25 protein-coding genes are annotated in these 23,805 nt (G+C 46.7%); 7 read left to right on the top strand and 18 right to left on the bottom strand.

Features of this window, described 5'->3' with window-relative positions:
• Positions 1-31: 31 nt before the first annotated feature.
• The 8 genes from CBP12_RS05345 to queF all read right to left on the bottom strand — a co-directional run bounded on the left by CBP12_RS05345 (position 32) and on the right by queF (position 8,802).
• Positions 32-544: a hypothetical protein gene (locus tag CBP12_RS05345; RefSeq protein ID WP_086963519.1), complete on the bottom strand. Its 513-nt coding sequence runs from the start codon at positions 542-544 to the stop codon at positions 32-34.
• A gap of 158 nt (positions 545-702) precedes the next feature.
• Positions 703-1,710, bottom strand: a complete 1,008-nt coding sequence (locus CBP12_RS05340) for an isocitrate dehydrogenase (protein ID WP_086963518.1) — start codon at positions 1,708-1,710, stop codon at positions 703-705.
• 66 nt (positions 1,711-1,776) lie between these two features.
• Positions 1,777-2,565, bottom strand: coding sequence for a flap endonuclease Xni (gene xni, locus CBP12_RS05335; RefSeq protein ID WP_086963517.1), 789 nt, complete (start codon positions 2,563-2,565; stop codon positions 1,777-1,779).
• 11 nt (positions 2,566-2,576) lie between these two features.
• Positions 2,577-3,929, bottom strand: coding sequence for a nucleotide 5'-monophosphate nucleosidase PpnN (gene ppnN / locus CBP12_RS05330; RefSeq protein WP_086963516.1), 1,353 nt, complete (start codon positions 3,927-3,929; stop codon positions 2,577-2,579).
• Positions 3,930-3,954: 25 nt separating this feature from the next.
• Positions 3,955-5,454 carry a GGDEF domain-containing protein gene (locus CBP12_RS05325; protein ID WP_086963515.1) on the bottom strand — a complete coding sequence of 500 codons (1,500 nt, stop codon included), beginning with the start codon at positions 5,452-5,454 and terminating at the stop codon, positions 3,955-3,957.
• Positions 5,455-5,491: 37 nt separating this feature from the next.
• Positions 5,492-5,731: a hypothetical protein gene (locus CBP12_RS13705; RefSeq protein WP_232455156.1), complete on the bottom strand. Its 240-nt coding sequence runs from the start codon at positions 5,729-5,731 to the stop codon at positions 5,492-5,494.
• Between the two features lie 11 nt (positions 5,732-5,742).
• Positions 5,743-7,713, bottom strand: a complete 1,971-nt coding sequence (locus CBP12_RS05320; RefSeq protein WP_232455155.1) for a tetratricopeptide repeat protein — start codon at positions 7,711-7,713, stop codon at positions 5,743-5,745.
• Positions 7,714-7,950: 237 nt separating this feature from the next.
• A complete protein-coding gene (gene queF, locus CBP12_RS05315) occupies positions 7,951-8,802 on the bottom strand; it encodes an NADPH-dependent 7-cyano-7-deazaguanine reductase QueF (RefSeq protein WP_086963514.1) in 852 nt (283 codons plus the stop codon).
• 54 nt (positions 8,803-8,856) lie between these two features.
• On the opposite strand from queF, the gene CBP12_RS05310 reads away from it, so the two are divergent.
• Positions 8,857-9,387 (top strand): SecY-interacting protein Syd, encoded by a 531-nt coding sequence (locus CBP12_RS05310; protein ID WP_086963513.1) that lies wholly within the window; start codon positions 8,857-8,859, stop codon positions 9,385-9,387.
• A 30-nt stretch (positions 9,388-9,417) separates the two neighbouring features.
• Here the strand turns inward: CBP12_RS05310 and CBP12_RS05305 are convergent, their stop codons facing one another.
• Genes CBP12_RS05305 through CBP12_RS05285 form a run of 5 tightly spaced genes read right to left on the bottom strand, consistent with a single transcriptional unit; the run spans position 9,418 to position 12,138 of the window.
• The gene (locus CBP12_RS05305) at positions 9,418-10,191 is read right to left on the bottom strand and encodes a Zn-ribbon-containing protein (RefSeq protein WP_086963512.1); all 774 of its coding nucleotides are present in this window, start codon (positions 10,189-10,191) and stop codon (positions 9,418-9,420) included.
• A 7-nt stretch (positions 10,192-10,198) separates the two neighbouring features.
• A complete protein-coding gene (locus CBP12_RS05300) occupies positions 10,199-10,534 on the bottom strand; it encodes a hypothetical protein (RefSeq protein ID WP_086963511.1) in 336 nt (111 codons plus the stop codon).
• Positions 10,534-10,761 carry a DUF2789 domain-containing protein gene (locus CBP12_RS05295; RefSeq protein ID WP_086963510.1) on the bottom strand — a complete coding sequence of 76 codons (228 nt, stop codon included), beginning with the start codon at positions 10,759-10,761 and terminating at the stop codon, positions 10,534-10,536. Before CBP12_RS05295 ends, CBP12_RS05300 begins: the two co-directional genes overlap by 1 nt.
• 43 nt (positions 10,762-10,804) lie before the next feature.
• Complete coding sequence (locus CBP12_RS05290) at positions 10,805-11,107, bottom strand: DUF3301 domain-containing protein (RefSeq protein WP_086963509.1); 303 nt, start codon at positions 11,105-11,107, stop codon at positions 10,805-10,807.
• Positions 11,104-12,138 carry a DUF3549 family protein gene (locus CBP12_RS05285; RefSeq protein WP_086963508.1) on the bottom strand — a complete coding sequence of 345 codons (1,035 nt, stop codon included), beginning with the start codon at positions 12,136-12,138 and terminating at the stop codon, positions 11,104-11,106. Before CBP12_RS05285 ends, CBP12_RS05290 begins: the two co-directional genes overlap by 4 nt.
• Before the next feature lie 117 nt (positions 12,139-12,255).
• Between CBP12_RS05285 and CBP12_RS05280 the strand changes: the two genes are divergently transcribed.
• The 3 genes from CBP12_RS05280 (at position 12,256) to CBP12_RS05270 (ending at position 13,918) form a co-directional block, all read left to right on the top strand.
• Positions 12,256-12,591: a YqcC family protein gene (locus CBP12_RS05280; RefSeq protein WP_086963507.1), complete on the top strand. Its 336-nt coding sequence runs from the start codon at positions 12,256-12,258 to the stop codon at positions 12,589-12,591.
• A complete protein-coding gene (gene truC, locus CBP12_RS05275) occupies positions 12,585-13,349 on the top strand; it encodes a tRNA pseudouridine(65) synthase TruC (protein ID WP_086963506.1) in 765 nt (254 codons plus the stop codon). Before CBP12_RS05280 ends, truC begins: the two co-directional genes overlap by 7 nt.
• Before the next feature lie 128 nt (positions 13,350-13,477).
• Entirely contained in the window at positions 13,478-13,918 is a 441-nt protein-coding gene (locus tag CBP12_RS05270) for a flavodoxin (protein WP_086963505.1), read from the top strand.
• Between the two features lie 72 nt (positions 13,919-13,990).
• Here the strand turns inward: CBP12_RS05270 and CBP12_RS05265 are convergent, their stop codons facing one another.
• Both CBP12_RS05265 and CBP12_RS05260 read right to left on the bottom strand, forming a co-directional pair.
• Entirely contained in the window at positions 13,991-14,980 is a 990-nt protein-coding gene (locus CBP12_RS05265) for a diaminopimelate dehydrogenase (protein WP_086963504.1), read from the bottom strand.
• Between the two features lie 203 nt (positions 14,981-15,183).
• On the bottom strand, positions 15,184-16,017 hold the full coding sequence (locus CBP12_RS05260) for a CvfB family protein (protein ID WP_086963503.1): 834 nt from the start codon (positions 16,015-16,017) through the stop codon (positions 15,184-15,186).
• A 250-nt stretch (positions 16,018-16,267) separates the two neighbouring features.
• Here CBP12_RS05260 and CBP12_RS05255 point away from each other — a divergent pair, with 250 nt between their 5' ends.
• Entirely contained in the window at positions 16,268-18,193 is a 1,926-nt protein-coding gene (locus CBP12_RS05255; protein ID WP_086963502.1) for an SLC13 family permease, read from the top strand.
• A gap of 24 nt (positions 18,194-18,217) precedes the next feature.
• Positions 18,218-18,508: a DUF3081 domain-containing protein gene (locus CBP12_RS05250; protein ID WP_086963501.1), complete on the top strand. Its 291-nt coding sequence runs from the start codon at positions 18,218-18,220 to the stop codon at positions 18,506-18,508.
• A 101-nt stretch (positions 18,509-18,609) separates the two neighbouring features.
• On the opposite strand, the gene dbpA is transcribed toward CBP12_RS05250, so the two are convergent.
• The 3 genes from dbpA to cspD all read right to left on the bottom strand — a co-directional run bounded on the left by dbpA (position 18,610) and on the right by cspD (position 23,086).
• Positions 18,610-19,986, bottom strand: coding sequence for an ATP-dependent RNA helicase DbpA (gene dbpA / locus CBP12_RS05245; protein ID WP_086963500.1), 1,377 nt, complete (start codon positions 19,984-19,986; stop codon positions 18,610-18,612).
• Positions 19,987-20,128: 142 nt separating this feature from the next.
• Positions 20,129-22,762: a bifunctional uridylyltransferase/uridylyl-removing protein GlnD gene (gene glnD / locus CBP12_RS05240; protein WP_086963499.1), complete on the bottom strand. Its 2,634-nt coding sequence runs from the start codon at positions 22,760-22,762 to the stop codon at positions 20,129-20,131.
• A 114-nt stretch (positions 22,763-22,876) separates the two neighbouring features.
• Positions 22,877-23,086: a cold shock domain-containing protein CspD gene (cspD, locus tag CBP12_RS05235; RefSeq protein ID WP_086963498.1), complete on the bottom strand. Its 210-nt coding sequence runs from the start codon at positions 23,084-23,086 to the stop codon at positions 22,877-22,879.
• A gap of 374 nt (positions 23,087-23,460) precedes the next feature.
• On the opposite strand from cspD, the gene clpS reads away from it, so the two are divergent.
• Positions 23,461-23,784, top strand: coding sequence for an ATP-dependent Clp protease adapter ClpS (gene clpS / locus CBP12_RS05230; protein ID WP_086963497.1), 324 nt, complete (start codon positions 23,461-23,463; stop codon positions 23,782-23,784).
• Positions 23,785-23,805: the final 21 nt, after the last annotated feature.

Genomic DNA, 23,805 nt, shown 5'->3' with positions numbered 1-23,805 from the left:
TCGGTGCTTTTTTAAGTGATAGCGCGTCGCTTTAGTAACGATAGGTTAAATCTAGTCGTGATTCGTCATCGCTAATTTTTACATCAAACTCTAATTGTTTGCTAATAGCGGTGGGGCGAAAATTTAGTTTAACGCCATCACCGCGAAAGTGGAGCGAGGTTTGTAGGCCTGCGCGCTCAAAATTAAAGCGCGGGCGAAAATGATTAAACGAAAAGCCTAGCGAGCTTTGGCTACTTAGTTGGTAACTTGGATAGGCGTTAAAATTAGGCTTGGCGTTTACTTCGCTGGGGCTAAATTCTAGATTAAGTTGATAGCGATCAGATAAGCGAGTCAGTAAGTTGCTGTGGGTGAAGGTGAGGCTTTTTGGCGTAAATGACCAAAAAGCAGGGCGACTTAAAGCTGGTGTGTCAGCTGGCGGGCTGGAAACTGAGCGCGCCGGCTCCGATAGATGGCTATTAGTTTGGACAGACTCTTCAAAGCCATAGCTTGCGCTACTCACACTGCTTAATAGTATTAATACTTGCCCAACCTTTCGACTGTCCATAGCCTACCTCTTTAATGTGAGTCGCTTGCAGATGACAAACATCGCCATGACATTGCTCACTAACTATAGTCGGGCTTGAAAGAAGTAAAGGCTGAACTAAGCAGTATTTTTTATAGGCAAAAGGGCCTTTCGACCCTCATAAAATAAGCCATTAGGCGCTAAAGATTGGCAATAATGGCGTCGGTAAACTCAGTAGTACTGGCACTGCCGCTTAAGTCTTGAGTTATGGTTTTACCCTGAGCCAGTGTTTTTTTAATAGCAGCGCGAATAAGCTCGGCTTGGTCTTGCATATTAAGATGCTCAAGCAGTTGGATAGCGGCTAAAATTACCGAGCAAGGATTGGCAATATTTTGTCCGGCAATATCGGGTGCCGAGCCGTGTACGGCTTCAAAAATAGCCACTTCTTTACCAATATTGGCGCCTGGCGCCATGCCTAAACCGCCAATTAAGCCGGCACATAAGTCGGAGATAATATCGCCAAATAAGTTGGTGGTCACAATAATATCAAAGCGCTCTGGATACATGACCAAGTTCATGCACACTGCATCCACTATCATCTCATTGGTTTCAATCTGGGGATAACGTAGCGCAACTTCGCGCGCCACTTCTAAAAATAGACCCGAAGTGGACTTTAGGATGTTGGCTTTGTGAACGATAGTGACTTTTTTTCGTCCCTCTTTTACTGCTAACTGATAAGCAAATTCGCTAATGCGCTCAGCCCCTTCATGGGTAATGATACTCATGGCTTCGGCGCTGCTGTTATCAAGGGCGCGCGTTTGGCCGGCACCAGAGTACATGCCCTCGGTATTCTCGCGAATGGTGATAATGTCGATATTTTCAAAACGACTTTGTGTGCCAGCAAAAGACACCACAGGGCGCAGATTGGCATATAGGTTAAAGTGCTTGCGCAACGTCACATTAATTGAAGTAAAACCGCCACCGATAGGGGTGGTGAGCGGGCCTTTTAGGGCGACTTTATTTTTAGCAATTAAATCTAGCGTTGTTTGAGGAAGTAACTCGCCGTATTTTTCTAGGGCGCTTAAGCCAGCATCGGCGTAGTCATATTGAAACTGGCAGCCTGCGGCATCTAAAATTTTAATGGCGGCCGCGACTATGCTGGGGCCAATACCATCCCCAGGTAGCACGGTAATGCTGCGTTGCGTCATGTGAGAGCTCCGTCTGAGAGAGTAAGGTAAATACGCAGTTGTTATAGCAGCTTAGTTAAGGCTGAGCTATGAGCGGTTAGTCGAAGTGTGATAGCGCAGATCTTGTAAGTTAAAACCCAGCTCAACGTCAGTGGCAAGTTTTACTAATTGTCTTGCTAGCAAAGCTTGCTCGCGATGGACAAGAACCGCTTGGTGCGCTTTGCTTAACGAGGCCGGATGAGCGCTAAGTAGGGCATCTAGGCTGCCTGCTTGGTGTAATAGCGCTAAGGCGCGCTTGGCACCAATACCGGGTACGCCTTTAATATTACTGCCCGACACGCCCGTGAGCGCCCAGTAGTCTACTAACTGAGATACCGATAACTGAAAACGCTGCTCTGCTAAAGGCTGAGTGAGCGCTTGCTGTTTAAAGTGATCCCATAACTGAATATTGGTGTTAAGTAATTGGCAAAACCCTTGGTCAGTGGAGACGATCACACTGGGTTTATTATGTTGGCTTAAGGTATAGGCTAAGGTGGCAATCAGATCGTCTGCTTCATCGGTATCCGAAAGTAGGGCATCAATTCCTAAGCCCCATAAATCCTGCTGCAGTTGCGTTAAATAATTCGCAAGAGGCTCGGGCATGGGGCTACGGTTGGCTTTGTATTCGGGATAAAGATGATGCCTAAACCCTTGCGGTGCCCCATCAAATACCGCCACTACATGGCTGGGTTTAAACTGGTGTAACAAACGGCGAGCCGCATGAATTAAGGACGCACTGGTGGCGGCCAGGGCGGCTTGACTATCGGTATGGCGTTGCTCATGTACCGCATACAGGCGGCGAATTAAATTGAGCGCATCTAAAATCAACAGTTGCATGGCACGCGGGCTTAGCGATTAATGCGATAGCAAGGTACGTAAGTGGTGCCGGGTAACTTCATGCGCCCTTGCTCAACAAACTGTTGGAGCAATTTATCCATCATGTGCATCATTTCTGGCTCACCATTGAGCAAGAAAGGACCAAACTGTTCAATCGCCTTAACGCCACTTTCTTTTACGTTACCTGCCACTATGCCAGAAAAAGCACGGCGTAAATTGGCGGCTAATTGCTGGGGAGGTTGCTCACGGTTTAGATTAAGGTTGGCCATATTAGTGTGATCAGGCACAAACGGCAGTTGAAACTCGGGCTCAATATGTAAAGACCAGTTAAAAGAGTAAGCATCACCTATGGACTTGCGATAATCCCGAACCAGCGGCATGGCACTTTTGACTCGCCGCGCCACTTCGGCGGGGTTATCGATAATAATTTGATACAAAGCCTGGGCATCGACGCCTAAGGTGCTGCCAATAAAATCATCTAAGCTTCGAAAGTAATCTTCACTTTCTTTAGGGCCAGTAAAAATAATAGGCATTGGCTGATTACGATTTTCAGGATGTAACATAATGCCTAAGATATATAAAATTTCTTCGGCCGTGCCCACGCCGCCTGGAAACACAATAATGCCGTGGCCGATGCGCACAAAGGCTTCTAAACGTTTTTCAATATCGGGCAAGATCACCAGCTCATTAACAATCGGATTCGGCGGCTCGGCGGCAATAATGGAGGGCTCGGTTAAGCCAATATAACGGCTGCCAGTGGCTCTTTGTTTTGCATGGCCCACCGCTGCCCCTTTCATTGGGCCTTCCATGGCGCCTGGCCCACAGCCAGTGCAAATGTTCATATCGCGAAGACCCAGCTCATTGCCTACTTGACGGGTATATTGATATTCAACGGCCGAGATTGAATGCCCGCCCCAGCACACCGCTAAGTTAGGCTCGGCACCGGGGTGAACGGTAGCCGCGTTACGTAAAATGGAGAACACTAAGTCAGTTAGTTGGGCAGAATTAAGATCGCAATGGGCTTCAAATTGCAGCTTGCTATCGACATAAATAATATCGCGTAGCACAGAGAACAGGTGGTCTTGAATACCACGAATTATTTCACCGTCCACAAAGGCATGGCCGGGTGGATTAAATAACTCAAGCTTTACGCCGCGCTCACGGCGGATGACATTAATATCAAAGTCGGTATAGCGGTCGAGGATTTCTTTAGAGTCATCGGTAAGGCTGCCAGAGTTTAAAACGGCTAACGCACAATTACGAAATAATTGATATAAGTTGCCCCGGGCCGATTTTTTAAGGTTATCCACTTCAATTTGAGACAGTAAATTCATACTGCCAACCGGATTTATATGAGTAATCATTAGCGTTCTCTAAATGTTAGTAAGATCAATTTATCACTATTTGATCGCGACCCGCATGTTTTGCTTGATAAAGCGCCTGATCGGCGCGCTCAAAGGCAGAGTTAATGCTATCGCCTGTTAAAAATAGCGTTGCGCCCACGGAAATAGTGATAGTGACGGCTTGTTCTTTAAAGCGAAAAGGGATGCTTTTTACCTGCTCGCGTAGTTTTTGTAATGGCGTATCTAGGTTATCGCGGTCGATATTTTTTAATAGTACAGTGAACTCTTCGCCGCCAAAACGGGCGACAAAGTCACTTTCACGTAAGGTTTTTTGTAAGGTTCTCGCAATCATGCGCAGCGCTTTATCGCCTGCCAGATGTCCATATTTATCATTTATTCCCTTAAAGTAGTCGATATCCAAGAGGGCGATGCACAGCGGATGTCCGTCGCGTAGCCATTGACGATATTCGAGTTCAAGCCGTTGATCCATGCCGGCTCGGTTATAAATTTGCGTTAAACTGTCGATAAACAGCTTATCATTTTGGGCATGAAGTTGTTGTTGGAAATGGTTGGCTTCTTTTTTTATATCGGCTATTTGTTTCGCCATTTCTGCCATGCGGCTTACTAGTCGCTGCTCATTGGCCACTAAGTGCTCATTGTGCGATAAAATTTGCTTAATATTGTTGGTGTGCTGCGCGATTGTGGCTAATAACTTTTTATCTTGTTGGCCCGCTAGATGTTGCTCAATATTGCTGAGCTCATGGCTGATATGGCCACTTTGCTGGCGGTGTGCTTCATAGAGCGTATGGCCATCATCATGGGTGTGTTTCGCATAGTGATGGGCGTTTTCTAAACGAGTGTCTAGCTTGGCTAAAAACTGCTTTGTATTTTTTCGCTCATAGCGTATGCCCTCGATGGTGAGATCAATTAAGCGCACACATAATTTTGGGAGCTCTTCTCTAGGCAGTGTGTGTAGCAATTGGCGGCGGATCTTGGTGAGCTCTTGGCCGACCGGTCCTGAAAAATGTAACTCTTGAACAAGTTGTTGTAAGCGAGAGCATAATTGCAGCTGCTGTGCTTCATGCTGCTTATCTTCAGTAATAAGAATATCGAGGGCGGTTTGGTATAAGTCCAGTAATTTACCTAATTGTTCTTGATGACTCGCGCCCCCTTGTTGAATGGCATGGCACAGCTCTTGGCCTTGAGTTGGGCAGGCACCGGACTCATAAAGTGTGCTTGCTGCCTCACGCAGCTTGTCGTGGCGGTGTTGATATAAACGGGTTAATTTATGGTGGCTATTTTGTAAGCGCAGTAGCTGTTGTTCAAATTCATCGCTTAGATGCGCTGCATAGTGCACTGAATTATCAGACGTTGCCCTAGAGGCGTAAAATAACTTTTGCCATTGGCTTAAGAGCCCGCTAGTCGCGGGCTCATCGATAAGCGTCGACGGAGCTTCGGGGTTTTTTAAGCCAGTGAGAACAGCTTCTAAACGAGCGATCACCGATGCTAATTCTTTTAACATCAATTGATCATCTAGGTTTTTCATGTATTACCCTTAGCGCCTATATAGGTCGCCAGATAAATTAATGGTGTGTAATTCGCTTTGGAGCTAATGCTTGCCAATCGATGGCGTGCTTTTTATGAGAGCAGTTTACTTTGACCAACCCCTTGAGAATAGCTTGAATACAGCACTCGCGAATATCACCATTAAAAAATGCGGCCTGCTGACAATCCAATGCTAATAATTCAACCCAGGCTCGCTCGTGTGTTACTTGGCTTATTTGATGAGCCGCAGCCATGGCTAAATATAAAATATCCCCCATGCGCATATCATCTAATGCTCGGGGGCTTTAGGCAAGAAAGGATGACCAATAATACCAATGGCGAGGCGCCTGTTTAAGTGATAGTGGCTTGGAAACTCCAAAAACATATGCTCAATATTCGCTAACGTTTGGCTTAAAGAGCTAACTTGACGCTGAGAGATAACATACATGAATTGCCCCTCTCGTAAGTCATATAAACGTGCTTGGGGGTGAATACGCCCGTGTAAATACAGGCCCAGCTCTTGTTGCAGCTGACTGGCAGCAATCAGCCCTAATCGCTCATTTAAGTCCACCATAAAAGGCACATGGATTAACAGATAATAGATTTTATCGTTAAAAGGCTGTGCTTGTGCCTCATCTAAATACCATTGCTCAGAGCGCAGCTGGCTCTTACTCATCTCTTTAGGTAAGCGCACCATGAGCTGGCGCCAATTAGGCAGCCCGGTTCTAGACTCTAATAATAACGAGCGGCTGAGAGCAAAGTTTTGCTGTACCAGATGATGACTGTGTTTGCGTTTTCGCCAATACATCACCATAAATAGCGGCAATAAAATCGCTAAGCCAGCGGTCACCACTGATAATGCGCGCCTATCTTGGCGCAAGCTTTGAGATTTATTTTGTAAAGCAGCAACGGCTCGCTCTTGCTGTAATTGTTGCTCTTTATCTTGTACCAGACTTTGCGTCAGTAGCTGATTTAGCTGACTGTCTTTAGCAAAGTAATCGTGAAAAGCTTTATGGTGTATCAGTGCTTGAGACGGGTTGTGACTTAGCTCATATAAATGAGCTAATAGACGATGGCTTTCAATTAAACGAGGACTATCTTGGCTGCGTTTTGCCAGTGTGAGCGCTTGTTCAAATTGTAGTAAGGCTAAGCCTTGCTCTTGTTGTGCTAAATAAAGCTGACCGAGTTGGTGTAGCGCATCAATGTGTTGGGGTGTATTGCCATGATGCTTAAAGCGCTCTTTAGCATAAATAAGATATTGATGAGCTTCTTGGCGATTATCGAGTAAGCGATAGCTATGACCTATTTCTAAATAGAGTTGGGCTAATAGCTCACTGTCACCGCGAGTTTTTGCTAAATCTAGGGCATTAAAAAAATACACTAACGCTAAGCTGGCATCTTGAGTACTGGTACGCGTGACCCGTCCTAAATTTAATAAAGAGCCAATCAGTAACTGACGATTATCCAGTAATTCAAATTCACTGGTGGCCAAATTAGCATAATCCATGGCTTGTTGATGCTGGCCAAGTTCAGCTTTTAGGGTGGCGGTTTTTTCTGCCGCTATGGCTTTTAAATAATAATGTTGCTGCTGACCCAGTAAATTTAAAGTCTCAATATAGTGAGATACCGCTAATTCATCTTGTTGTAGTAATTGATAATAGTCAGCTAATAAATAATTAGCCCAAGCTTGCTGCTGAGGGTGTGGCTGTTTTTGGGCTTGCATGCGCGCTTGTTCAAAGAGTTGGCGCGCCTCTTCTAATTTGTGCTGTTGTAACAAGCTGCTGGCCTTTAGCAGTAGCCAAGCGTTGTGTAATAAAAAATCTGAATCGGGGCTGATTAATTTTTTTGCTTTATCAAGCCACTGCTTGGCTGCAGCGCCTTGGTGCTTTTCTAGGGCCAGTTTGGCTTTGATCATGAAACTGGCGGCTTGGCTATCAAGATGGCGGTAGCGCTTAGCCAGTTTAATACCTTGATCAAGGCTAGTAAGCGCCGTGTCTAACAGACCTTGATTGGCAAGACACAAGGTTTGAATTTGCCAAGCCGTTAAACTTTGCTCGCGCGAGCGGTAGTGTTTGTTCATGGCTTGGTGATCAAATTCTTGTCGAGAATTCACCAGCTGTGCGGGATCTATTTCTTTGCGCTGTAAAAAACGCTGAGTGAGTGCCACACACGCTTGAGGCTCACTAAGCATCAGCTGTTGTGCTTGTTGTAATACACTAGAGTCAGTTTGCTGAGGCGATAATACAGGTGCACCTGCCAAATGTGACACCAAAACGGCAACAGATAAGATCACAATTACATACGCCGATACAAGAGACGAAAAGCTTGAGAGTCTAGCATAAAGGTGAGGCGATTGAAGAATTGCGTGAGCGGCGAGTCGCTAAAATTTACCCGCGCTAAGTGTCGGGTAACTCAGCGCTAAATCAGTTATCGCCCGCAGCAGCTAAGGTCTCGTTAAGGGGGAGTGTCGATACTGCGGGTTATTAAGTAAGAAAGTTTATTGGCGCTGTAATCGCACATTAGCCGCTTTACCGGCCACATTACTGCGATAGGGGTTAATATCTAAACCACCGCGGCGAGTATAGCGGGCATAGACGGTTAATTCTTTCGGCTGACAATGGGTGAGCAAGTCCATAAAAATGCGCTCTACGCATTGTTCATGAAATTCATTGTGTTGGCGAAAAGACACGATATAGCGCAAAAGTGCTTCGCGCTTAATCAGCGGCCCTTGGTAACGGATCATAATACTGCCCCAGTCCGGTTGCTCAGTCACTAAGCAGTTAGACTTTAATAAATGAGAATGCAGCGTTTCGCTTACCCATGCCTGTTCGGTCATATTGGTTAATAATGCTTGGTGAGGTTGGTAATGCTCGACTGTAATATCAAGCTCATCAATGCAATCACCGGATAACATGCCAAATTGGCTAGGGGCATTTTTTAAGTCATATAAGCTCACTTTAACCGGTGCCTGAGCGCAGAGCGTTAAATCTCGGCTTAATATGGCACTCACTTCTTCTAAATTATCAAAGCGGCTTTGATTGAAGCTATTTAGATATAATTTAAATGACTTTGACTCGATAAGATTAACACTGGTAATGGGGACGCGGATCTCACCCATGGCCACAACCGGTTTCCCTTTTTGATTAAGCCAAGATAACTCATATAAATTCCATACATCTTCTCCGGCAAAAGGCAGGGAGTCGCACGTTAAGCCTAGGTCTTCACGATTGAGGCTGCGCGGGACGCCTTGTAATAAACTGGCGTCGTATTCACATACATAACTGCTTTGCTTGCCCAGAGAGAGGCCGTCCAATGCCTGACTGGCTTGATATTTTTGCTCGGGTGTCATTTCAAGATCCAATGAGTAGAATAAGAGGTTCGTCCTTTATTGTGAGACTTTAGCATGCAAGATCAAGTAGTGAGCGCATTGAGCGAGTTATTTGCCCGCCAACGGCGAATAATAGGAATACCGCTTATTGCTTATGATGCAGAGGATCCTTCACCCGCCACCTTATTGCCCGCCCTTAATGGCCAAGTGGGCTGGCAGGCGTGGCGAAAACCCCAAGCGAGTTCTTTTTTAAATGTGGGTGAGGCGCTTGAGCTGGCAGTACATGAAGATGTGAGTGCATTTTTTGGCCACTACTTTGCAGGTAACATTGACGGCTGTTTTAAAGGATTATTTTTTACCTTATTACAGCCTTGGAATGAGCAAGATTTTGATCGCTTGCAGCAAAATCAAATTGGCCATCAGTTAATGATGGAAAAACTTAAATTACCCGCTAGCTGGTTTTTAGCCAGCTGTCGAGATGAACAAAAGCTAATCACCCTTGATAATGCCAGTGGCGCAGTTCAGCTTGAGCGGTTAGGAAAAGGTAGTGTGGGCATATTAGCGCCAAGCTTAGCGGCCTTTTTAGAACAAGTGGAGCCTTGCTAATATCACGCCTACACTCGCAGATGCGCCAAGCTAGTTTTTAAAATCCCAAGATACATTAGACACTAATCGACAAGGCTCACATTTAAAATCAAAGATGTCATGTAACGGCGCGGGTAATTGCCAAGCCCCGCCACAGCTGGGGCAAGGGCGCTGGCGCTCACTCAACTCGGTTTCTCCGCCCACTCGATATAAATAATAATAAGTGGGGATCTTGCTGTTTGCTTCCAGTTGGCGCGCCAGTTTTCTACCGCGCTGGCTAAGGCGGCTGTGGGTATCGCCTAATTCGCTAAGGGCGCCATGCTCTAAGATAGAGCCATTCATTTGCAACTGATCACAGGCCTCCCAGTCTTCTTGCCATTTTATTATCTGTTTATTATCGCCATTACTTATTGCCGGCAGCTGATATAAAGGCACAGGCGCGAGATGCTCACCACAGCGTACGGGCGAGCAAGAATGCAAGTAAGTGGTGTAGAGCACTTGCCAAGCTCGGGTGCTACAGGCATCTGTGGTATCTGAATTAAGATCTTGGCCTTTAGTGCTGACTTTAGGGCTAGTTAAGCCTGCTTGATGCAAGACACCCAGCGCTTGTTCCACTTGGCGGCTATGGTAGCGCGCATGCAAGCTGTCTGGTTCGGGGCAAACGACGCGCGTCGTTACACCATCTGTGAGCAATGCACAGGGGAATTCACGACCAATAATTTGCCCGTTATAGCGCAGTGCATCAATAAATTGCTGAAGCGCGGGCTCTATGGCCGCCAGTTCAGTTTCTTGGTAACAATCAAAATGCAGTTCACATAGCCACATTACACCATCACTCCCGCACGCCAGTAAAAGAAAGGGGTTGTGTGGTTGCGCCAAGCAGCTGCGCCTCAAGTTGGCGTATGGTTAAGGCTTGCTCAGCGACCACTTTTTCTAGTGCGCTGACGCGCTCATCAAGCGTCAGCGCTTCTTTTGCTAATGAGGAGGGCGGCTGCTTAAGCGTGTCTGCTATTAATAATTCAGGTTGGGATTTGTAACGCGCAATTAAGGGCAGTAACTCGCTAAGTGCTACCGCCGTGGTCAATTTTGCTTTCACCGCAGCGGTAGTAATGGCTTTCCCTTCACGGTGTAGCTGGCTTATCGCCGCTAGAATAGGCGGGTGAGACATTATCGAAGGCGAATATTTAATTGATCAATCACTTCGGCCCAATCGGAGTCGGCGTGCCATTCTTCTTTTAAAAAGCTGGCTTGGGGCTGGCTCCAAAAGGGGGCATTAGCGAGTTCAATATTTTCCGGCAAGCTATGACTACTAATAAAATGTTCTATGGCATCGTGACCGGACTCTAAGCCAAGCTGTTCAAATAATTCACTCAGTGGGTGATGGGTATGTTCCATGATAAATACTCCTTTACGTTATCAGTAGCAAAATGCTGGCGTGTTATAAAGACGGGTTAGCAGGTTCTCGTAAAATGGGCAGCTCAACCTTAAGCACGCGCAAATGATGTAACCACAATTTACCTTCGTTATGTTGTAAGCCATCGTGGCTAAACTCAAAACGAAACTGCGTTAGTACCCGTCCTTTTTTCCACATAAAACGATAGCGATAAACGCTAAGCAATTGAAAGTCTTGCTGTTGACAATACCGTGTCAGCCACAGCTGCGCAAATTCGCTTTGGCGCCTAAATTGCCAATATATTGCGCCGAATAAAAATAAGCCGACCAGCCCCAGTAATTCCGTCATGAGGAGCTCGAAAAAAGTTGTCCTAAGGCGCGCTGAGCCGCCACTGACAGCTGAGGGTGGTGCAAGTTACTTAAGATGAGCGGGCGCAGTGCTGGGGTGGTGACTAACTCGTTAAATACACTATTAAAAATATCACCGTGATGCTGAGCAAGCTGGTTTAAATAACTTAACAACAGCATTTCATCGGTCAAGTCCTGCCAAAGGCGTGCCACTAAACATAAGATCAGCGCTTGGCTGGGGGCCACTTTAAGCAAGGTGGCTATTTTTTGCTGGCGCTGGGGGGAGGTAGGATTAGCCGCACAGGCACGTAATAATAAAGATAGACGTTCATCGTCAATCTCTTGGCGCTCGAGCTGGTGGCTTATTTCATTCATAAATAACTCCTCCACCGCCCTTGGTAGAGGTTGGTGCTCACACTGCTGGCATAGCGCAGTTTGTACTGCAGCAGCTAAATGTGGCCACTGTGCGACTAACTGCTGGCTCAGCGCTGGCTCTTGATGCAGTCGGGCCGCTACCTCCGCTAAGCCTTGTAGTCCTAGTTGTTGCCAATCTTGTTGACTCGGGTTAACTAAATAATTTAGCGCCCCTTGATAATAAGGAGAAGGAGGAGTTTTTAGCGTAAGCCCTAAGCGAGCATGAAAAGCGGCTAGCTTTTCTTGAGAAGGCGCAAAGGTAAAGGGCGTTTGGGCTAATTTTTGTTGTTGTTCTTGGGTTAAGGGCGCACTGAGCTCTTGCCCTAATTGTTCTACTAAACTGGCCAAAAAATATTTAATAGCGCCATTATTTAATAAGCCTCGCTCATCTAAGGGGAGTTTTAAAAACCAAATATAGGGCTGGTTAACAGTGTGACTTTGCCAATAGCATACTGCTAACCAGGCATGGCGCTGTAAGGGCCAAGGGTAGGGGCGCTGATGGGCTTCAATGGCTAAGAAATCGGCGCTCGCAAGCGGCTGTAAACGACGCCCCAGATCATAAAGGCGAAACTCGGTGCCGGCCTGGGTTAAAAATTCACTCAAGGTATTTATTTGCATCGATGTCTCCTCTTGCATGGCGCTGATTATAGGGAGTATGGCGCCAAGATGGTATAGTGGCGGGGTGTTTTAAGGCGCTGAGCGCGCACAGTAAAGCCATTAACTGCGATAGAGACCATGCCTGATAAAGTAGAAAAATATTTAAGTGCCATTGAACAAGAGTTAAAAATCCTCGGCTGGTGGAGTGACACGCCTCCTAGTCATGAAGCACTGGCCAGTGAATTACCCTTTTGTGTCGACACCTTAAGCTTGGCGCAGTGGTTACAATTTGTATTGCTGGCACGCTTGCGCCAATTGTTAAAGCTTAATCGGGCGCTGCCCACCGAGATCAGCGTTTATCCTATGGCTGAGTATACCTATGCGGGATACGAGGAAGATATGCAGCCCTTATTAGCGGCCATTGCGCAATTAGATGCCGCTTTATCTGGGCAAGCCGTGGCAAGACAGTGCTGAGCCAGGCTCAGTCGCGCATAGCGACCAACGGAATTCATATTATCTATGAAGACGACAGCTTAGTGGCCATTAATAAAGAGGCGGGTTTATTAGTCCATCGCAGCTGGTTAGATAAAGGGGAAACCCGCTTTGCTGTGCAGCTCACTCGAGATGCGGTGGGTTGTCATGTATTTCCGGTACATCGTCTCGATAGACCGACCTCTGGCGTATTGTTATTTGCTAAAAATGCAGTCATTGCGCGCCAATTAAGTGAAGCTTTTAGCGCCCATCAAATAGAGAAAAGTTACTTAGCGATAGTACGCGGCTTTATGCCAGCACAAGGCCGCCTTGATTATGCGCTGAGTTTTCAAGCGGATGCCATTGCCGATAAATTTGCCGACTTAGATAAACCCGCCCAAGAAGCCATTACTTATTGGCAGAGCTTAGCGCAAATTGAGTTACCCTTCGCCGTATCAAAAAAACACGCCACCAGTCGCTATAGTCTGGTGCGCTTACTGCCAGAAACCGGTCGTAAGCATCAACTGCGCCGCCATATGGCGCATTTATTTCATCCTATCGTGGGCGACACCAGTCATGGGGAGGGTCGTCATAATCGCTTTTTTCGACAGCATTATGGCTGTGGACGCTTGTTGTTACATGCTCAGCACTTAAATTTTCGCCATCCGCTTAATAACACGCCCCTGCAGTTAACGGCTCCTTTAGATAGCCAGTGGCATCAGTTAGCGCAAGCTTTTAATTGGCAGTGTTATTTGAATTAGAATTGTTTACATTACACACTAGTGCTAACGACGGTTAAAAAATCACACTCGTTTATTAGTTTGTTGTGAATAATGAGCGAAAAAAGTGCGCTTAACTAAGACAACGAGTGGCACAGTAAGGAGTCAGAATGAGCGCAGTAGAGATTATTGTAGGTAGCGTCTATGGCTCGGCCATGTCGGTGGCAGAGAGGTTAGAAGAAGCATTAATTGGCGCCGGTCATAGGGTAGCGCTTCATGAAGAGGCCACTTTAGCGGACTTAAATCCTGAGCATTTTTGGTTGTTAGTGACCTCAACTACCGGTGATGGCGAGCTGCCAGCAGATATATTACCGCTGTTTTTGGAGCTACAACAAGACAGTGGCCCCTTGCCACAGGTGCGCTATGCGCTGGCCGCCCTAGGCGATAGTAGCTATGAGCATTTTTGTGGCGCAGGAAAGCAACTCAATAGTCAATTACAAGCGCTCAGCGCGCAGCCTGTAATTGAGATGCTAACGATAAATGCCAGTGAGACCCTCGACCCTGAAGAGCCGGCTTTAATGTGGCTCAGTCGCTTTATTGCCAAGCTTTAATCCTATCACTATAAAAAAAGCGGCGCTTATTATTCAGTGCGCCGCTTTTTTATTGGTGATAACTAAGTAGTGTTATAGCAGCTCTTTACGTAACTGAGCGGGGCTTTTAGGAGACAAGAGGCCGGGGGCCACATCTAATACCGTTCTTGCGCCTTGTTCACCGTTTTGGTTCATTTTAAAGGCGGCGCGGGCGTATGCCACTAATACACTAGAAGTAAATCCAGGATTGCTGCCAAGCTTTAGCGAAAACTCTAACACTTGATTCGCTTGCTCGGCACCACTGACGCCGCTGCGGATCACAAAGCCACCGTGGGGCATGCTTTGATGCTCGGCATCAAAGGTCGCTTGGTCAATGAAATTGACGCTAGTGTCAAAGTCGGCGAAATAATTGGGCATAGTTACAATCGCCTCGCGCACGGTATCGGCGTCGGCACTTTCTTCTAGCACAATAAAGCACTCGCGGGTGTGTTTTTCTCGCGTGGTTAATTGTGGTTGTTCACCACTGCGCACTCTGGCCATAGCAGACTCTGAGGGGAGCGTATATTGCACGCCTGATTTTACGCCCGCGACACGGCGCACCGCATCGGAATGGCCTTGGCTTAAGCCTTTTCCCCAAAAGGTGTAGGTCTCGCCAGCGGGTAGAATAGCTTCGCCATATAAGCGGTTAATAGAAAACAGACCCGGATCCCAACCAACCGATAATAAGGCTACTTTGCCTGCTTGAGTGGCGGGAGTATCGAGTGCGGCGTAATAGTCTGGGATATTTGCGTGAGTATCAAAACTGTCAACGATATTAAACAAGCTAGCAAGATACGGCCCTTGCTCGGGTAAGTCTGATTTAGAGCCACCGCACAGAATTAACACATCTATGTCATTTTTATAGTGTTCAATATCGTCCATGGAATAGACGGGCACGCTGGCGTCAATAAGAGTGACGGAGCTTGGGTCGCGACGGCTAAAAACACCGACTAATTGCATGTCGGGGCTTTGTTTAATGGCGGCTTGGGCGCCGCGTCCGAGGTTGCCGTAGCCAGCGATGGCGACTCTAATAGGTGCTGTCATTGTGATTAGCCTTAGGTTGGTGATACGAGAAGACAAGCTTGATTAAAAGCTGAATAAAGCGAATGGTATTGCTAAGCGTGACATAAATAGGCAAGCATTAAAAATACCCACCTAAGAATACCGACTCGCGATTTAAATGCCAAACTGACACGCAATCAAGCCAAGAGATGCAAATGGTGGCATAAACAGGTGCCAGTGCCAGGTTAGCGCAGCTTAATACCGTCTTTTTCGATGCTAATTTTACCTTGTTTATATAAGCCACCGATGGCTTTTTTAAAGGTGCCTTTACTGGTGCCAAATAAGCGAAAAATAGTATCAGGATCCGTTTTATCATTCACCGCCATGTGACCACCGGCCCGGGACAGCTTATCGAGGATCATTAACGCGGTCGCATCAATATCTTGTTTACCAACTTGGGGTTTTATTAAGCTTAAGTCCAGCTTGCCATCGTCGCGCACCTGTTTAATGTAGCCTTTGGTGTGCAAACCCACCGGCAGGTGGCCGGGCGTGTCTGAGGCAAAGATAAGCCCACCGTATGCATTATCTACTAGCGCTTTAAAACCAAGCTGCGTGCGCTCGGTGATCACTAAGTCCACTTCGGCGCCAACTTGATAGTCAGGAAATTCACGGCTTAAAAAGCGATCCAGCTTAGAGCTCGCCACCATGCGCCCTTCATGGTCTAAATAAATATAAACCACATAATTGCGCCCCACTTCCATGGGGCTGGCTTGATTGCGCTCGGGGACAAAAATATCTTTTTTCATGCCCCAATCAAGAAAGGCCCCTAAACGATTGCTGGTGACCACTTTTAGGCTGGCAAATTGTTCTACTTTTGCCTTAGGTTGCTCGGTAGTGGCCACCGGCGCTAAGTCGGCATCTAAATATATAAACACGGACAGGTGATCGCCAGGCTGGCAGTGAGCGGGAAGCTGGCGCTGAGTAATAAACACTTCACCGTAAGGACTGGCATCTAACCAGGCTCCTTTTTCTTCGAGTCGTAACACTGGAAGATTATTGTTATCGCCAAGCTTGATCATGCGTTCACCCGTTTTTATAAAAAAATGATTTTATCCTGCTAGGTCGACAAAGACCACTATCGCCTAATGGCGTACGCCACGAGAGCTGGCTGCATGCTTATAGCGGGCACGCGCTGCCAGCGGATCATTATTGTTAATAAGTGTGACAGGCGCAGGTTAAAGGTCACGTTTGAGTATTAAATATAATTAAAATATGTGATTGTGAGCTATTAGTCATGTAAGACCCTGCCTCTTGTTAGGAGCGCACCTCGTGGACTCAGCTCAAATCACCATTAGTATTATTTTATTATGCACCGTATTGCTTTTTTTATGGGGGCGCTGGCGCCACGATATGGTCGCTGCCGCCGCATTATTAGCGTGTGTTTTTGCAGGATTAGTACCTGCAGAGTCGGCGTTTGAGGGCATTAGTCATCCGGCCGTGATCAGTGTGGCCTGTGTCTTGATTTTGAGTAAAGGTTTACAAAGCTCAGGTGCGGTAGATGTGCTGACTCGCTGGTTATTGCCGGCTAATGCAGGGCCCACTCTCTCTATTGCTGCACTCACGGCACTGGGTGCTTTTTTATCGGCATTTATGAATAACGTAGGCGCGCTGGCGCTGTTAATGCCGGTCGCGATGCAAATGGCCAAGCGACAAAATATTGCCACTGGTAAAGTATTAATGCCCTTATCCTTTGGCACCATTTTAGGCGGCATGACTACCCTTATTGGTACTCCGCCTAACTTGATTGTGTCTGGCTTTCGCAAAGCCAATGGCGATGGCAACTTTAATATGTTTGATTTTACACCGGTGGGCTTGACGGTGGCCGTGGTGGGCGTGGCTTTTGTGGCATTGATAGGGTGGCGCATAGTGCCGGGGCGCAAGCAAGCTAGCGGCGATAGCTTTGACTCAGGTGCTTACATTACCGAAGCGCGAGTGCCGCCAGGTTGTAAAGCCGAGGGCATGACGTTACATGATATAGAACAAGCGCTCAGTGAGGCAGATGCCCAAGTGCTGGGGTTAGTGCGCAACGAAATACGTGTCACGCCGCCCAGCCCAAGGCGGCGAACCCGAGCCGGCGATATTTTAATGTTAGAGGCCGAGGCGGAAACGCTTGCCAGTGCTATTTCAAGTTTGGGTTTAAAGTTAGAAGAAGCGAAAAGTACGCGTGAAGAGCGTGAGAAAGAAGAAAAAGAAAAGGAGAAAGAAAAAGAAAAGGCCAAGCAAGCCAAAGAAAAAGCCACTGAGTCGCAACCGGCAAAGGCTAAAGAGCACAGTGATGCTGAGGTCGCGAAGACGAGTGAGGAGTCGCCTGAAAAAGAAGAAGTGAGCCATGAGCATGATGAGGTTATTTTAAGTGAGTTAGTGGTATTACCCAACTCAGGCCTCTTGGGGCGTACCGCTGCGGGTATTCAAATTAGAACCAGTTTTGGCGTTAATTTATTGGCTATTTCTCGTCAAGGGAATCGCTCAGTCAAACGTTTGCGGGCTCAGCCGTTTCGGGCCGGCGATTTATTAATGATCCAAGGCGGACCTGAGGCGATTTCGGAATTTGCCTCCAGTACCGGCTGCGTGCCGCTGGCTGAGCGAGAGTTGCGTATCCCTAATAAGCGCATGGCCATTATGGCCACCGTTATTATGGCGCTGTCGGTGGCGGTGGCTGCGTTAGGTATTTTGCCTACGGCAGTGGCGTTCGCGGCTGGGGTGTTAGTGTCTATGATAGTGCGAACTGTCCCACCGCGTGCCGTATATAATGCCGTCGATTGGCCAGTGATTATTTTACTCGGCGCTTTGATCCCAGTCGCACAGGCGATGGAAACCACCGGTACCGCCGGCTTAATTGCTAATTTTTTACTGCATCAGTTAGCACAAGGCAATGCGATTATTGCGCTGGTATTAGTATTAATTGTCACCATGAATTTGTCTGATTTAATGAATAACGCCGCGACTGCGGCTGTGATGTGCCCCATTGCCATCGGCACCGCTAACCAATTAGGGGTGAGTGTAGACCCGTTTTTAATGGCGGTGGCAGTGGGGGCTTCTTGTGCCTTTTTAACGCCCATTGGTCATCAAAATAACACCTTAATCTTAGGCCCTGGCGGCTTTAAGTTTGGTGATTATTGGCGATTAGGTCTGCCGCTGGATCTGTTGGTTATACTAGTGACTATCCCTATGTTACTTTGGGTATGGCCTTTGTAAGCGAGCATTAAATAAGGAGCAGACATGGAAAACGAGTTGAACAATAAAGTAGTGCTGGAAGTGTTTGATAAAATACGCAACTTCGGCCAAGTCCATGAACATGGGCATATGCTTGAGGGCATAGTGGCTAGCAGCGATTTTGATGGCTATAGCATATTACTCTCGGGCAATGGCGTCACTTTGCAGCTAAATTTCCACCAAAGTTATAAATTTGAATATGAAAGTGAACGGCTAAAATCCCAGTTTATGGATAAGATTGACTACATTCATCGCCATTACAATCATCGTCGCCATGACGAGGACGCCTCTTCTTAATCGTTAGTAAGCTAAATTTTCGACAGTATTTTATTTTTTCATTAAAAAGCACCGTCCTATTTTATTAGAGCGGTGCTGATTAATAGAGGCATTAATTGTTACTAGATTTTTCGAACTCTAACGATGCGACCTTTAATTTTTCCCTGTTGTAAATGCTTAAGCGCTTTATTAGCTACCTCTCTATGTACGGCCACATAAGACTGCATTTCACCGATATTAATTTTTCCTACTTCAGCACCGCTTATACCGCTGTCGGTAGTGAGTGCACCTAAGATATCGCCGGCGCGTATTTTGCTTTTGCGCCCACCTGCAATGTTTAAGGTGACCATCTCTGGCTGCAGGGGAGGGGTATTACTATTAAGATCCGCCAATGAGCCCTGCACAATAGTGGCCCCTTGGTATTCTTCAATTAAGTGCACCCGATAAGCCTCTTGCGGACTATAAAGGCTTAAGGCTAAGCCTTGCATACCAGCACGCCCGGTGCGGCCAACGCGATGCACATGCACTTCGGGATCTTGGGTAATATCAAAGTTAATGACGGCGGCTAACTCTTTAATATCTAATCCTCGCGCCGCCACATCGGTGGCTACCAAGATATTCGCGCTGCCATTGGTAAAGCGGATCAAGACTTGATCGCGCTCTCTTTGTTCTAAGTCGCCATTTAAAGCCAAGGCGGAAAAGCCCAATTCATTAAGGTGATCGGCGACTTCTTGGCAAGCCCGTTTTGTATTACAAAATACCACAGCAGAGCGCGGAGCATAGTGGGCAAGTAAGGTGGCTAGTGCTTGCTTTCGCAAGTTTGGCGACACCTCAAATAATAATTGCACTATGGTATCGCCACGATGTTCATCGGCTACCGACACCCGCTCGGGCTGTTGCTGTAAGCCCTGACTAAGCTCAACAATGGCACTGGGATAGGTGGCAGAAAATAATAAAGTTTGGCGCGCGGTGGGAGCATAAGACACCACTTGCTCTATATCATAAGCAAATCCCATATCCAGCATGCGATCCGCTTCATCTAATACCAAGGTATTAAGGTGCGCTAAATCAAGGCTACCTTGCTCAAGATGCTTAAGCAGGCGCCCAGGTGTCCCCACCACAATATGCGCGCCATACCCTAAAGTAGCGGTTTGCGCTGCGGTAGGCGAGCCGCCGCATAACACCACCAATTTTACATTGGCCATAGCACGCGCTAATCGGCGCAACTCTTGGGCTACTTGGTCTGCTAACTCACGAGTGGGGCAAATTACCATAGTTTGCACGGCTAAATGCGATACATTTAATCGGGCTAATAACGCTAAGCCAAAGGCCACGGTTTTACCGCTACCGGTACTGGCTTGAGCGATTACGTCTTTGCCATTTAGCATTAACGGCAAGCTTGTCGCTTGAATGGGCGTCATACGGGTGTATTCGAGGCTAGTTAGATTCTCAATTAAGGCGTTATCTAGCGCTAGGGTAGAAAATTCGGTTTGGTTCACAAGAAGCTCTTAAAATAGAAAAATAAAGACGCGCTATGGCGGGTGCTCATCATAGCAGAAATGCGCCAGCTGTGTGTTTTTTTGCCAGTCGCTTTAGGTCATAACTGCATGCAGCGGGAGACGCGAGCGCCTCTTTTTTGTTTTAGTCCGCCTCGGCTTGCTGAAATTCAGCGACAATTTTTTCTCTTAGCTGTTGTTGTTGACAGGCAGTTAAGGGTTGTTGTTGGGCATTAGTTAAACTAAAAAAGTCTTCTACTCGCTCGCCTATGGTAGTGATCTTAGCCGCATGCAAATTAAGATTAAGCTGGCTAAATATATTTCCAAGGCGTGCTAATAAGCCTGGAGTATCGAGCGCAATGAGTTCCATGACACTGCGTTTATGAGAGCGCTTAGTATGTAAAAAATTAACCTGAGTGAGCACACTAAACTCACGGTGGCGTCGAGAAGGGGGACGAATACGGATTAACGGCGCATGTTTACTGACTAAAGTATCGGTTAAACGCTGACAAAGCTCAGCTAAGCGATCGCCACTCACTGGCTGGCCGTCTGGCTCTAGGACGATAAAGGTATCCAGAGCATAGCCATCTTTAGAAGTCATGATCTGAGCATCATGAATATTAAGATTTTTTTGATCAAGGGCCGCCGCCACGCGACCAAATAAGTTAGGCGAGTCTGGACAATAAATAAATAATTCACTGCCTCCTCGACTCGGTTGCTGGCTAATTTGTACTAGGGGCATATTCGCATCAGAGTGAGCTAAAATATGGCGGCTATGCCAGGCAATTTGCTCTGGCGTGTGGCGTAAAAAATAGTCTGCGGTAAAGCGAGCCCATAACGGTTTAATCAGTGCTTCTGGCGTATCGAGTTGTAAGAGAATTTGGCGTGCTTGGCGCTGATTTTCACGAATCGTCAGTCGTAAGTCGGGTGGGTTTTCTAAGCCTTGGCGCAGCGCTTTTTGGGTAGAAAAATACAGCTCACGCAATAAACTGCCTTTCCAATCATTCCATAAATTATCATTAGTGGCGCAAATGTCGGCCACCGTGAGTACATATAAATAATCGAGACGAATTTCATCTTTCACTTGACTAGCAAACTCACTGATCACGTCAGGATCATAGATATCTCGGCGTTGGGCGGTGACCGACATTAATAGATGCTGGCGCACTAACCAGACTACCAGTCGAGTATCAGCTTTATTTAATTGATGTAATTCACAAAATCCTTGGACATCCTCGGCGCCAAGCTCAGAATGATCCCCACCCCGACCTTTAGCTATATCATGAAATAAGGCGGCGATATTGAGCAGTTCAGGTTTTCGCATCCGGCTACAAATATCAAAACACAGCGGGTGCTGGCGTTTTGTAGTGCTGTGGCGAAAGCGATAAATATTTTTTAATAGGCGGTGGGTATGCTCATCCACCGGATAAGCATGAAACATATCAAATTGCATTTGCCCGACAATCGGTGGCCATTGTGGCAAGTAGGCGGCTAAAATGCCATAGCGATGCATCAGAGTGAGCGCTAAGCCACCTCCTTGGTGGTGGCGCATGAGTTTCATAAAAAAATGCCGACAAGACTCCTGTTCACATAAAAAGCCATGTAATTCACGTCTTGCTTCGCGTAGTAAACGCAAGCTAGTGGAGTAAATGCCGGTGATCTGTGAGTGCAGCGCAATATGATAAAATAAGCGCAAAATTGCGGCGGGATCCCTAATAAAAAGAGTAGGATCTATAACATCGATCAAGGTGCCACGTAAGCGAAACTCATGAGTTAAGTTTTTTACATCCATGGCGATATGACCCAAGATGGCTTCATCAAACAACTGTAAGAGCATTTCATTAAGCTCTTGGACGCGGCGCACCGTTTGATAAAAACGCTTCATCATGTGTTCTATGGCTTGATTGCCGTGGCCAACATAGCCTAGCGCTGTGGCTACCGCGCGCTGGCGATCAAATAACAAGCGGTTATCGGCTTTTTGTGTGCACATATGCAGCGCAAAGCGCAGTTGCCAGAGGAAGTTTTGGCAATCGAGTAATTCTTCATATTCGTCTTGACTTAAAAAGTCATGGCTAACCATTTCATGTAAGGTAGCCGCACCAAAATGGCGGCGTACCACCCAACTAATAGTTTGAATATCGCGAAGGCCGCCCGGACTACTTTTAATATCGGGCTCTAATTTATAGCTGGTATCTTGATATTGCTGATGACGGGCAATTTGCTCTTGGCGTTTGGCTTCAAAAAACGCTTGGCTCGACCAAAACTTATCAGGCTGGGTGGCGTCAGTGAGGGTAGAAAACAACTGATAAGAGCCAGTAATTAAGCGCGCTTCAATGAGATTAGTGGCGATGGTGAGATCCTGCTCACCTTGGCGAATACACTCTGCTACGGAACGTACGCTGTGTCCTACTTCAAGATGCAAATCCCAGAGCAAGGTAATAAAGCTGCCAATGCGCTCATTAATATCGGGATTAGCGGGGTTTTCACACAAAATCAGCAAGTCGATATCAGAATAAGGGTGTAGCTCACCCCGACCATACCCGCCCACCGCCACAAGCGAGAGCTCAGGATAGTGGTCTAACTTCACACGTTGCCAAAGCCCTGCCAGTAGCTGATCCATATGCTGAGAGCGAGTGACCACCAACTCCATAATGTTATCGCCGGCTTTAAAACGCTTTTCTAACCAAAGTTGCAACTCGCTGAGAATATCTTTGCACTTAGACAAGGTCAGATCGCTTGGTTTAAGACAGGCGGGAGCTAACAAGGTATTTCTCTTCATAACCCGCTCCTTTTTAGTGCAGAGGGCTTAATGTGGTGAGGAAGTTAAGAGGCGCTAAATGCAACAAGGCGCCGCAGCGCCTTGTTCTTAGATACTGGGTATCCGTGCTTGTTATTATTCGCCCGCGGCTCTAATGCTAGTGGCATGATTACCTTTGGGGCCTTGTTCAATTTTATATTGTACCAACTGGCCTGCTTTTAGGGTTCTATACCCGTCCATTTCAATCGTAGAAAAGTGAGCGAAAATATCTTCGCCACCATCATCTGGGCAGATAAAACCAAATCCCTTTGCGTTATTAAACCACTTCACCGTACCGGTTGTCATACTCTTGCATCCCTTATGCTTAAACATCCTAAACAACTTTCGCAAGCCACATTAACACCACTGTGTTTGCTCGCTATTACTACAGGCGCTTCTACGCCGGATGCGGTCAATCTGTTAAGCCAAATCACGCTTAAACAGTCATGACCTTAGTCCACTTTAATCAAACCTTTAACTGAGTCAAGCCTTTGTTTAGCGCTTCACAGTGCTGAGCTAAGACAGTTGACAGTGCCCACATACCCGCTAGGGTGAAGGAAAGACAGGCTAATCAGTTCCTGATATTCTGATAACATAATACAAAGCGTCATTAATATTTTTCGACAGCTTGCCTGTTATCAGGGCGGTTGTTATCAGAAACTGTGAGTCAGAGTAACGTTATGAGCAGGAGTAACCCACACACCGACGGTGAACAATTAAAAGAACGACAGAGGGAAGAATTAGCGCTACAACCCCCTCCTATGTATAAAGTCTTATTAAATAATGACGATTATACGCCCATGGATTTTGTGGTGGAGGTGTTACAGCATTTTTTCAACATGGATGAAGATAAAGCCACGCAAGTAATGATGGCGGTGCATTACCAAGGAAAAGGGATATGCGGAATCTTTACCGCTGAAATAGCAGAAACCAAAGTTGCACAAGTTAATCAATATGCTCGGCTACATGAACACCCGCTGTTATGCAGCATGGAGCAAGAATAAGTGAATACCCGCCGCAACGGG

This window comes from Oceanisphaera avium (assembly GCF_002157875.1).
Lineage (GTDB): Bacteria > Pseudomonadota > Gammaproteobacteria > Enterobacterales > Aeromonadaceae > Oceanimonas > Oceanimonas avium.
The sequence above is the reverse complement of the archived record's forward strand: the minus strand, read 5'-3'. Positions and strand labels throughout refer to the sequence as shown.